Origin of the sequence: Streptomyces sp. NBC_01244 (assembly GCF_035987325.1) — a bacterium.
GTDB lineage: Bacteria > Actinomycetota > Actinomycetes > Streptomycetales > Streptomycetaceae > Streptomyces.
Genome location: NZ_CP108488.1, coordinates 9,283,437 through 9,295,352, shown reverse-complemented (window position 1 = coordinate 9,295,352; position 11,916 = coordinate 9,283,437). Strand labels below are relative to the sequence as shown.

Here is an 11,916-nt window from a genome sequence, read left to right as displayed (position 1 = left end):
GATGGGTACGCTGACATTCGGCTCCGGTGCGGTCACCGGCACCGCCATTCCCAGCAGCACCGCCACCTCCAATGGCTGCGCCCCGGCCGGGACGCGGGTGGGCATCCCCATCGATCTGGTGGGCCGGTCCCGGACGAAGGCCGAGAAGAGGCTCAGGTCCCTCGGGCTGGTCCCGCAGGTGTGCGAGGTCATCACCGACGGAACGCCCGACACCGTCTTCAGTCTCGCGCCCCCCGCCGGAACCATCCAGTCGGCGGGCTCGGTCGTGACCCTGTACGTGGTGACGACGTTGCCCAGTCCGGTCTACCTCGACAGGAAGCTGGACCACCTGATCAAAATGGTGGCCCTCCTGGAGACCGAGCGCAGTGCGAAGGCGCGGCACGTCGCCGTCCTCGGCAAACTCGACGAGATCCACCGCGCGGTGGGACATCGCGGCGACACAGACAAGCGATAAGGCACGGCGGAGTGATCGGAGCAGTCCAGGATGGATCCGGCGCTGTACGAGTTGGCCCGCCACGGTGATCCCGGCGACGAGGTCAGCGTCATCCTGCGGCTGCGGGACCCGCACCGGCCGCCGGCTTCGGTGCGGGTCGTCAACGCCTTCGGCGACATCGCCACCGTGCGGGTCCGGCGCCGGGACATCGCCGGCCTGTGGGCCGACCCCGCAACGCTGAGCGTCAAGGCCCCGCGGCTCTACACACCGGACGTCGAGCCGCCCCCGGCGGCCGACGGGTCCGGGCCCACGGCGCCGAACGACCGCATCCGCCCGGACCTCCGGGAGACCGGCCGGGGCGTCGTGATCGGGATCGTCGACTGGGGTTTCGACTTCGCGCACCCGGACTTCCGGCACCCGGACGGGCGGACCCGGCTGCTGGCTCTGTGGGACCAGCGTCCGGCGGGGCCGTCCGGGCCGGGCCGGCTGTTCACCGCCACCCACATCGACGCCGCCCTCGAGCAGCCCGACCCCTACGGTGCCCTCGGGTACCACCCGACCGACTTCGACGCGGGGCTGGGCGCGCACGGCACCCACACCCTGAGCATCGCCGCCGGGAACGGCCTGGGCGGCGGTCGGCCCGGCATGGCGCCCGCGGCCGACATCATCGCGGTCAGCCTGCCCCAACAGCCCGGTGGAGCAATGGTGCCGCTGGGCAGCTCGGGGGAGCTGCTGGACGCCTGCGCGATGATCTTCAAGGTGGCCGGGGACCGACCCTGTGTGATCAACCTCAGCCTGGGCCGGCACGCGGGCGAACACACCGGCCGGCAGCTCCTCGAACAGGCCCTCGACCACCTGGTCGGCGCGGCACCCGGCCGCGCCGTCGTACAGAGCTGCGGCAACTACTTCCAGCGGCGGACCCATGCCTCTTGGCGGCTGCGCCCGGGAGAGGCCCGTACCTTCCGCGTCGCGGTGGAACCGGACGACGTCACCCTCAACGAGGTCGACCTCTGGTACCCCGGCCGCGACCGGCTGACGGTCACGGTGGCCACGTCCGACGGCGCTCACCGGACCGTCGTACCGCTCGGCGAACAGGGCACCATCACGATCGACGGCCGGGACGTGGGCCGTGTTTACCACCGGGCCTGCGACCCCAACAACGGCGACAACCAGCTCTCCCTCTTCCTCGAAGCGGACCGCGCGGTGGAAGGCTGGGACGTCACACTGGACGCGGACGACGTGGTGGACGGACGGGTACACGCCTGGATCGAGCGGGATTCCCGGTGCCGGCGCTGCCAGGCACGCTTCGACGCGTCGGACGTCGACACCGCCACCACACTCGGCACGATCGCCAACGGGTTCCGCACCCTCGCGGTCGGAGCGTACGACGCGCACGACCCGGACCGTCCGCCGGGCCGGTTCTCCTCCTGCGGCCCGACCCGCGACGGCCGGCAGAAGCCCGACCTGGTGGCTCCCGGCGTGATGGTGCTCGGAGCACGCTCCCACCCCGGCGGGGACGAGGACGGCCCCGGGTACGTGCGGATGTCCGGTACGAGCATGGCTGCCCCGGCGGTGACCGGGACGGTGGCGCTGATGTTCGAGGCCGCCGGCCGGCCCCTTGCGATCGAGGAGACGCACAGAGCACTGCTGGCCAGCTGCGATCCGCCGATGCCGGGTACGGATCCGCGCCGGCTCGGCAGTGGCTATCTGAACGCCGAGTGCGCTGTCGCCACGGTCCGGTCCGGGGAACCGACGCCCGGTCACGTTCCCGAGCAGTGGTCCGAGCCGGTGACCGAGGACGTGCCCGCGCCGGCCGGCTGCGGCACCCCGGTTCGGGCGGCCGACCGGCCGGCGGTTCTCAAGGCCGGCTCGCGCCACCTGGCCGTGGGCGACGCGCAGCGCCGCCTCAACCTCGTACACGCCGAAGCCCTCGTCGGGGGCCGCCCCGGGCTGCCCAACGCACCGCTCTCCGTGGACTGTGTCTTCGGCACCAGGACCCGCGCCGCCGTCGTCGCGTTCCAGCAGCGTGCTTTCCCCGGCAAGCCGGACGAGCACGACGGCCGGATCGGCCCCAGGACGTGGGCGGCGCTCGAGGCCCGGGTCAGCCCTCCACCTCCACCTCCACCTCCACCACCGCCGCCCCCGCCGCCGCGGCCGGACAAGGACCCGTGCCTGCTGACGAATCTGCGGGTGGCGGTGATCGGCAGCGGCTTCGCCGGTCTGATGGCTGCCTGGCGGCTCAGCAGCGACGGAGCCCAGGTGACGGTGTTCGAGGCGGCCGACCGGCTCGGTGGCCGAGTGCGCACGGACCGGTCCCTCGTACCGGGGAAAGTGGTGGAGGCGGGGGCCGAGCTGATCGGGGAGAACCACCCGACGTGGATCGCTCTGGCCCGTAGGTTCAAGCTGAAGCTGACAGAGCTCACCCCGAAGGAGAAGTACCGCGCCAAGGGCCTCAAGGTCCGGCTGAGGTTCGGCAACACCGACGTGTCCGAACCCGAGCGGGTTCGCCTCGAGGCGAAGGTCAAGCAGGTGCAACGCAAGATCGGTGCGGAGGCGCGTGCGATCGATGCGCTACGGCCGTGGACCAGCAAGGACGCCGCCAAGCTGGACACCATCTCACTCGCCACCCGGCTCGACGACCGGGACATGTTCGGCCCGGCTTCCTCCCCCGCACGGCACCTGTTCGAGTTCATCACCGAGAACGACCAGTGCATCGGTCTGGACAAACAGAGCTATCTCGGCTTCCTGACCGCGGTGAAGGCGCACTCGGTGGGCGGCAACATGCTGGCCTACTGGGACCTCACCGAGACCCACCGCTGCGAAGGCGGCAACGACCAGCTCACCACGGCGCTCGCGGCCTCCTTGAAGGACGTCCGGCTCGGCACCGAGGTGACCGGAATCGACGTACGGGACGACGGCGTGAGGGTGACGGTCCGTTCGTCCGGGGGAAGCCGCACGGCGGACTTCGACTTCGCCGTCCTGGCCGCTCCGCCGACCGTATGGCCGTCGATCAACGGCAGCACACCCTTCAAGCCGGCCGACTACGCCATCCAGCACGGCCCGGCGGTCAAGTTCCTCAGCGCCTTCGACCGGGACTCCTGGAGCGCGGACAAGCTGGCGCCGAGCGCGCTCTGGGACCGGATCGGCAGCGTGTGGGAGGGCACCGACCGGCAGCCGAAGCCACCGGGATTCGCCCTGACCGTCTATTCGGGCGGGCAGTTCGTCCGGGACGCGAAGACTTACGCGGCGGAGCTGCCCAAGATCTACCCGAGCTACACGACCAACGTGAAGAAGTCGACCCTGGTCGACTGGCCGCACGAGCCCTTCATCTGCACCGGCTACGCGGTGCCGGGCGTGGGGCAGGTCACCACCGTCGCCAAGAACCTGAGCGCCCCCTACCAAAAGCGGTTGTTCTTCGCCGGCGAGCAGGCCTCGCCGGGATTCTTCGGCTACATGGAAGGGGCGCTGCAGTCCGGCGCACTGGCCTCCCACCGTGTGACCGCCGCCTGGCGCATGATGTGCGGCCGGCCGCACACCACGCACTTGGCAGTGGCCGAGCTGGCTCCGTGGATCGGTACGGAAGCGGCGGAGAGCGAGGCGGGCACGATGCGACTCGGAGGCTTGCGGGACCGGTGGGACGATGACGCCCCCGATGTGTACTACGAGGACTCCGGCCCCGGGTACGGCGAAGCGATCGGACCCTGCCCCGACGTCCCGGTACCGCCGTCCGCCCGCCCTGCCCTGCTCGCCCTCCACTCCCGTCACCCTGCGGTGCGTTCGGCGCAGCGCCGGCTGAACGTCATCCACGCCGACGAGCTGGCGGCCGGACGTCCGGGCATCACCGGAACACCGCTGGTCGACGACTGCGTCTTCGGCGCGAAGACCTTCGCCGTCGTGGTGGCCTTCCAGAAGCTGGCCTTCCCGGGCCGGCCGGCGGAACACGACGGCAGGATCGGCCCGAAGACGTGGGCCGCACTCGACGCGGGCCTCGCTCCACCGCCACCGCCGCCTCCACCACCACCGCCCCCGCCTCCTCCCCCGCCGTTCGTACCCCCCACCCCGCCGAGCCCCAAGCTGGCTGCGGCGAAACCGGTGCGCCGGCCGTGCTGCGCACTCACGCCCCTCTTCCTCATCGGCTCCGGCGGCGTCGGCAAGCACAGTGACGCCGCGCCGAACATCGTCTACACGGGCAGGGCCGGGTTCGTGGATTTCGGCCACCTCTGGGACACCTGCGATGTGACCGCGTTCGCCTACCAGGAGATCCACCGAGCGGGCGGCGCCAAGGGTGCGAAGATCAATACCGGGGAGGGCGAGGCCACGCTGACGAGCACGGTCCCGCCCAGGGAATGGATGGAGGTGGCCCGGTCGATCGCCTACGACGACGCGCTGGCGCACGAGATCGCGACGTACCCCGACGGCGCCGGCGCCTGCAACTTCCAGCTCTTCAACCAGCACATCTCGTCGTTCTCTCCCGAGGACCTGTGCTCCAACTACCTCGGCACGGTCGTGGCCGAACGGGCGATCCTCGCCGGCGGGCCGTTCGTCCCCGAGGCCGAGCGTCAGGCAGCCGCGCTTCTGGCCTCACTTGACGCGCAATCGGCAGCGGAGACCCAAGCGGCCTTCGCGATGATTCAGAAGAGGTGGGTGGACGTGTCACTGAGCATCAACAACACCTGCTTCCTCAAGCGCCGCAACTTCCTCTCCGTGCCCTGGCAGACCGGCCACAAGAGCGACAAACTCACGCCCTCGTTCGTCGTCGAGCAGTTCAGGTTCGGCGCCACCTACGACTACAAGCACGTTCTCGGCCCTACCCGGGCGACGTTCAACGCGGACATCGCGGCGATCAAGGCAGCGGCGCGGAAGCAGTACGGCCCCGACTTCGCGACCCCGTAGCGCGTTGTCAACGAACGTTCGCCGGGGTGTCGGGCATGTGCGTTGCGCCACCGCAGGCGGTCCTGCACCTTCCGGGCCGGCGCCGGGTGATTCGGGTGGATGGAACCGCTCATGACGAAGTTCCGTAGAGCCAAGCTGAGCCTGCCTCACTTGGCCGAGGTCCCGACTCGGTAGGCCCAGCGGGCCGGCGATGTCTCGACGAAAAGCCCCTGGGGCGGCCCGATGGCCGCCCCAGGGGCTTTTCGTCGAGCGGGCTGGTCAGCCGGTGACCGCCCCCGTCGCGCCGCTGGTCGCGGTGCCGGACATGTGACCGGTCCGGTTGGCCGTCACCTTTACGGTGATCCGCTTACCGCGCTGCGCACTGGTCGGGGTGAACGTGGACCGGGTCGCACCGGTGATCAGCTTCCCGTCCGCGTACCACTTGTAGGTGTACGAGGTCGGTGCCGGAGTCCACGTACCGCGGCTCGCGGTCAGCACCCTGCCGACCTTGGCCGTGCCCGTGATGGCCGGGGCCTTCGTCGCCTTGGGTGCGGCTCCCTTCACGAGTACGGCGGCGCTGGTGGCCTTGGCCTCCGGGTGTCCGGCCTTGCGGGCGGTCACCACCACGGTGAGCTGCTTGCCCTGGAGCGTCGACGGCAGAACGTACGACGCGGCCGTGGCACCCGAGATCGACTTCCCGTCGGCGTACCACCTGTAGGTGTGGGAGTCGGCGACCGGCGACCAGGAGCCGGTCGTCGCCTTCACCGTGCCACCGACGACCGCGGTGCCGGTGACGGTGGGGGCGGCGGTGGAGCGGATCGGAGCGACGGCGGTGACCGAGCCCTTGCCGTACTCCATGCCGTGCGCGAACACGCTCACGGACAGCGGGCCGAGCGGGGCCTTCGTGAGGTCCAGGGCGACCGTCATGCGGCGCCGGTCGGGAGCGACGGAGACGGTCGTCGAGCGGGCGCGGAAGCTGCCGTTGGTCAACTCGACCACGGTGTCCTCGCGCAGTGCGGTGCCCGTGACGGTCATGGTGACCTTGCCCCGGCCGACCGTGGACGGGCCCACCGTGCCGATGGTCCGCTCGTCGAGACCGCAGACCATCGTGGTGCACGTCGCGTCGACCCGTACCGCGGTGGAGGCCTGTGCGGGCTTCTCCGGCAGACCGATCACGAGCGTGCTCGGCCGGGAGGCCTTCGGCGGGGCGGCGGTCGGGAGGGAACAGGCGTACCCCCAGCAACCGTTCTTCAGATCCGACCGGTCGTACAGCCAGGGGGTCGGCGACTGGTCGAAGGTCCCGGCGGGCGTGAACTTCAGGTCGAACCTGTCGCCGGTCGCCGTCGGGAGCACGGCGCAGATCGCCGTCTTCTGCTCGCTGAGGGTGGCGGTCAGCGGCCCGAACCCGTAGCTGACGTTCGGGACCTTGACGCACTCGGGGGCGGGCCCGGCCGCCGTACCGATGCGCAGTGCGTCCAGACGGTAGGCGGGCGCCGCGGTCTTGCCCTCCGGAACCTGGATGAGGACCTGGTAGCGGGTGGAGCCGGTGGCGGCGCAGCCCGCGGCGAAGTAATCGCAGACGACTTCGCCGTTCGCCTTGTACGCCAGGAGCCGGGCGGAGGCCTGCGCGTCCCGGGCGTTCAGGTGCAGGGTGTCCGCGGCGTCGGCCGTGGTCACCTGGTGGCACAGGAACGTGCCGGGCTTGGCCGGTACGCCGCCGGTGGACGGGCCGCCCACCGCTGCGGCCGCGGTCGGGACGCAGCCGCGCGCGGTGGCGGTGACGTCGAGGCGGGTCAGGGCGAACTCGGCGGGCGCGTTCGGGCCCCGGACGAGGACGGTGTGCGCTGCGTTGGCCGTCAGGGAGCAGGTGGAGAAGGAGCCGTAGGACGTGCTGATGGAACAGACGACCTTGCCCTTCTCGTCGAGGACGCTGGCGACGGCGTTCAAGTCGCCGGAGACCCGCTGGATCTGGAAGATCTCGCGCGCGGAGTGCTCGTTCGCCCCGATGGACAGGCAGTCGGCGAAGACCTCCGTGCTGGTCTTCACGCTCATCCGGGCCGGCTTCCCCGTGAAGTCGCCGGGCAGGAAGGTGCGGCAGGCGCTCGGCGCGTCCGTGCGGTGGACGACGAGACGGTAGACGTGGCTCTCCCCCGCCGGGTCGAGCTTGGAGACGAGGGCGCGGTACGGAGCGGTGCCGCCCAGGACGCAGGTGCCGTCCGTCAGTCCGTTCTCACAGAAGGCGGCTCCCTTGGCGTCGACGACGCTGATGGACGCGGCACCGTCGGACAGGACGGCGACGTGGGCGCCTTGGGGTACCGGCAGGTTCAGGCAGTCGACCTCGCCGGGGACGGCGAACGTGCCCTTGTGGTCGCGCGCGAGCGTGACCACGTTCTCGCAGCCCGCCGTTGCGGTGCGGGACAGGATCCGCACGGCGATGTCCGTGCGCAGGGTGTACGCGACGCCGGCGGCGAGCGAGCAGTCCCGCCCGTCCGTGCAGACGGCGGAGCCGTCCACCGCGTACACCGCGATGCCGGAGACCCTGCCCTCCGCGTCGACTCCGTCGGCGTCGTAGCGGCCGGTCGCGGTCGGGGTGAACGTCCTGCACCCGGTCTGCGGGGCGGACTGCGCGGGCGCGGAGCCGTACGAGGTCATCGCCACGGGCACGCAGCCCTCGGGGTTCGACAGACGCCGGACCTTCAGGGTGTACGCGGCGGGGAAGCCTCCGCTCAGCCACCGGATCTCGGCGAGGACGCGGTAGCCGCCCACCCCTGCGGGCAGGACGCAGTTGGCACTCTCGCAGAGGCGCTTGCCGGTGCCGTCCGTGATCCAGTACGTAAAGTCTCCGTACTCGGCCAGCTGGAAGTCGGCGGTGATCCGCTCGCCGGGAGCGGCGGTGAACGCGTGGCAGACGATGCCGAGGCGGTCCGCGGAGAGCCCCGAGGTCGGGGCCGAGTCGTAGCGGGTGCCGGCGACGGCCGGACATCCGGGGGCGTCCATCAGCGGGACGAGGGCGACCCGGTTGGTGATGGGCTCCCAGTGGCTGTTGTAGACGGAAACCGTGTACGTACCGGCCGCGAGCTCGCACCAGGAGCCGTTCGGATCCCCGCACGCGACCTGGCTCCCACCGGAGGTCCCGGAGGTCAGCGAAGCGTAGGCGTACTGGTCGGAGACGAGGAGCCGGTGCATGCCCGGCTTCGTCACGACGACCTCGAAGCAGGCAGTGCCCTGGGGCTCGATGGTGGCGCTGCCGACCGCGCTGCCCGGATCGCCGAGGGGCGCGAGCGCGAGCGGCGCGCAGGGTTCGTCGGCCGAGCCTGCCGGGGTCGGCGCCGACTCCGCGGCCTTGTTCTCGCGGACCGGGCTCGCCGAGCTCGCCGGGCGGTGCACCGGTTCAGCCTTCGACGCGGGCGCCGGCGCGGGCGCGGGCGCCACGCTCGTGGACGCAGCGGCCGCCGGCGGCGCGGCGAACGCGTTCGCGGCCGGGATGGCGGGCATCAGCAGCGCCGCCAGCAGAGCGGGGACCAGCAGGGTCCTCGCGGATCTGAACCGTGCGCGCGGACGCGCGGAGTTGAGCATTTCGTTCCCCCCGGAGCGATTTCGGCCATGTGGATGTCACATGGCTGGCACACTCTACGGTCAGCCTCGAACCCGCCTGGCACGGCCACCCCCCTGTTGACCAGGCGGAACACCGAAGTCCGGGTCGCGCCGCGGCCGGATCACAGGAGAACCTCACGGCCCGGGTCTTCATCGCCGCGTGCCTCCGGCGCTCGAGCCGACGCCGGCCGGACCGGGCACCGGCCGGGCGGGGTCCGCCGGCGAGTGGGTGGCGGCGACGGTGCGCAGGATCCGGAGCACGGACTGGGGCTCCAGGGGGCGGCCGCTCAGGCGCATCGCGGCGATTTGGCCGGGCCGCAGGACGTCGGCCTCCGAGCTCCGCCCCCAGAGGTAGTGGTTGAGGCTCGAACTGGAGGGACTTGGCGGTGCCGGCCGGTACGAGGCCCGGTCCGCCCGCGCCGGCCGTGCCACAGCCGACGGTGAGCCAGTGCAGGACGGCCGGCCGGTGGTGCTCGACGGCCTGGTAGCCGAGGTGGCCGCTGGCCTCGGAGTTCGGGCCGCCGGCCATGCCTCGACCAGCCCTGCGGCGACGTCGTGATCCATCGGGCCACGTTGGCGGTTCGGCCCGAATGCCGGTGCGGCAGGTTTCGTAGGCCTTGATCAGCTGCCGTCGGTGACGCTTCGGGGGCGTCCGCGATGTCAGTCGTCGGCGGCGACGATCAGGGTCAGGGACGAGTCCCGGCGATCGATGACAACGAACTCGTGGAAGTCGATGTGCACCCCTCCCCAGTCGTGGAACGCCTCGGGGCCGAGATTCGAGAGCTCATAGCAGCTGGTGGCCGGCCGGACGGCGGGGTACACCTCACGTGCCAGAACGTCCTCCAGGGAGCTGGGCAGCGGACCATGTTGGCTTGCCCAGCTCTGGAGCGTGCCGGCCGCGCCGTTCCGGCTGATGGCCCGGTAGGCGTCGACGGTGACGTTCTGCGTCCAGTACGGGCCGTGCCGGGTGCCGTCCGGCTCGACGCCGCCTCCCGCGTAGTCGTCGCGGAACTGAGCATGGGCGATCAGGGCAGCGATCACGGCGGGATCGCCGGGCGCGTCCGCGGGGAGCCGGAACCTCTTGATATCGATCCAGCGGTAGCCGTGCCCTCCGGACTCATTGAAGACATGGTCGCGGAAGTTGATGAAAGCACTGTCCGAGTGAGTGAGTTCCTGCACGCCACCAGCCTATGGGCGGCGCCAGGCCTCCGGCAGCCACGGGCGACGCGGTCCGGCGGGTTTGCACGACCTGCTGCCGGCGTTTCACATAGTCGAAGACCTAGCATCCCGGGGCTTGAAGGTATCGCCAGGCTCCGCCAGGATGCCCATAGTCGATAGGGCAAGTGGCCCTGGGTATGCACCTATTGGGGGCGAACCATGATCCACATCACGCTCGGACGGATGCGCTACGTCAACCCGCAGGAGGACCAGCTGGGCCGGGAGCACGTCGGCTGGGACCCGAACATGGGCGACGAAGCTCTGTTCCGCGCCAACCGAGGCTGCTGGGTCCTGGGCGAGCGGGCGGAGAAGGAACAGTACGCCCTGCTGTCCTGCGAAGGTGAGGTGCGGATGGCCATCCGGATCGACAGCCTGGTTCCCGTGGCCGGAGGACGCAAGGCGATGGAGGGCAGGTTCCTCGCGCCGGGCGACGCGGTCTACGACGCCTACGTCGGCGGGAAGCCTCCCGTGGAGTCGACGCGCAACCCGATCACCTACTTCGACTCCCCCCATGACGGGCGCCTGTGCGGCTGCGGCTGCGGTGAACCGGTCGCCGGCGGCTGGTTCCTGGCCGGACACGACCAGAAGGCCCTGCACGCCCGAGTCGCCAAGATCGGCACCGTCCGCGAGTTCCTCGATTGGTTCGACAACACCTACGTCGAGCCGACTGCCGAGTAGCCGCTCAGCTCGTTCACCGCCGTACCACCGTTCCGCTGCTCCCCCTGCCCTGCGGTCCGCCATCCGACGGGACGCTGTGGGCCGACTCCGCCCTGCCGGACGTCATCCAGCGGGGCGGAGTGCTGCGCAAGGGCAGCTCGGCCAGGGCTTCGGAACTGTCGGACGCGCTGCTCGTCCTATGGGCGTCGGCGGCCGCGGATGGCCAGCACGATCTCGGCGGCGGACCTGAGGACGGCTGCCCGGTGGCGGGAGTCGGTACCGCGCATGGCCAGCCACACCACCACCACAGCCGCAGTCGCGCACGCCACCACCACACCCAGAACGATCAGTGAACCAACGACCATCGGGTCCATCGCAGCCACCCCTCTCGATTCCTACTGCCACGTCCCTCGGGTTCGTCCCATGGCAGGGAGGCGTCGGGCGCATGGACGGCGAGGGGCGCGGTACGAGAACGGGCAAGTAGCTCGGTGGTGGCCCGGCGGGGCCTGTACGCGGCCCGGGAGACCAGGCAAATGCGCCGGCTACAGACCTAGGCCACCCGCCACCAGGCGCCACGAGGCGCCCCCAGGAGACCGTTCCCGTCTCGAAGACGTCCGGCAGGTCGTCGGGCAAGTCGTTGGGCAGGTCGAGGTCATCCTTGTCGAGCTCGTCGATCAGCAGTACGCGGGGCAGCAGGTGGGCCCCCCGGCCAGGAGGGTGCGGCCGGGTGCCGGTAGGGGCGCGTTCCTCTGACGAATCTCTCGCGGTGCGGGATGAAGTGGCGGACCATCAGCCAGCAGGGCATGTCATGACAGGGGGCCGGTATGTCGCAGGACTGCGCGTGCTGGGCGCCGACCACACCGACACCCTCACGACCCGCCACGGCCTCGCCTGGTGGCGGGGGTGGGCGGGGGACGTACCAAGGGCCGTGGCCGAGTTCGCGGCCGACCGGGCGCGGGTTCTCGGAGAAGACCATCCCGAGACCGTACGGGCCAGAGAGAGCCTTGCCCGGTGGCGTACAGAGACCGAAGCCAGGGGCGGGGAGCAGGGAGCAGGGATCCAAGTCGGCCTGAAGTGTGGAATCCGCCCACCCCGGCAGTGGGCTTCGCTTCGCCGCGCCCCGGACAGTGTCGGTGGCGCGG

The 11,916-nt window shown here is 71.1% G+C and carries 6 protein-coding genes; 3 read left to right on the top strand and 3 right to left on the bottom strand.

The genetic code is table 11. The features are described from left to right. Position 1 precedes the first annotated feature (1 nt). The gene (locus OG247_RS41355; protein ID WP_327257110.1) at positions 2–454 is read left to right on the top strand and encodes a PASTA domain-containing protein; all 453 of its coding nucleotides are present in this window, start codon (positions 2–4) and stop codon (positions 452–454) included. Between the two features lie 30 nt (positions 455–484). Continuing rightward, positions 485–5,326, top strand: coding sequence for an FAD-dependent oxidoreductase (locus OG247_RS41350; protein ID WP_327257109.1), 4,842 nt, complete (start codon positions 485–487; stop codon positions 5,324–5,326). A 258-nt stretch (positions 5,327–5,584) separates the two neighbouring features. Here the strand turns inward: OG247_RS41350 and OG247_RS41345 are convergent, their stop codons facing one another. Continuing rightward, positions 5,585–8,881 carry a hypothetical protein gene (locus OG247_RS41345; RefSeq protein WP_327257108.1) on the bottom strand — a complete coding sequence of 1,099 codons (3,297 nt, stop codon included), beginning with the start codon at positions 8,879–8,881 and terminating at the stop codon, positions 5,585–5,587. A 678-nt stretch (positions 8,882–9,559) separates the two neighbouring features. Then, a complete protein-coding gene (locus OG247_RS41340) occupies positions 9,560–10,078 on the bottom strand; it encodes a hypothetical protein (protein ID WP_327257107.1) in 519 nt (172 codons plus the stop codon). 198 nt (positions 10,079–10,276) lie between these two features. Between OG247_RS41340 and OG247_RS41335 the strand changes: the two genes are divergently transcribed. After that, the gene (locus tag OG247_RS41335; protein ID WP_327257106.1) at positions 10,277–10,795 is read left to right on the top strand and encodes a hypothetical protein; all 519 of its coding nucleotides are present in this window, start codon (positions 10,277–10,279) and stop codon (positions 10,793–10,795) included. 176 nt (positions 10,796–10,971) lie between these two features. Here OG247_RS41335 and OG247_RS41330 read toward each other — a convergent pair whose 3' ends face one another. Next, entirely contained in the window at positions 10,972–11,139 is a 168-nt protein-coding gene (locus OG247_RS41330) for a hypothetical protein (RefSeq protein ID WP_327257105.1), read from the bottom strand. Positions 11,140–11,916: the final 777 nt, after the last annotated feature.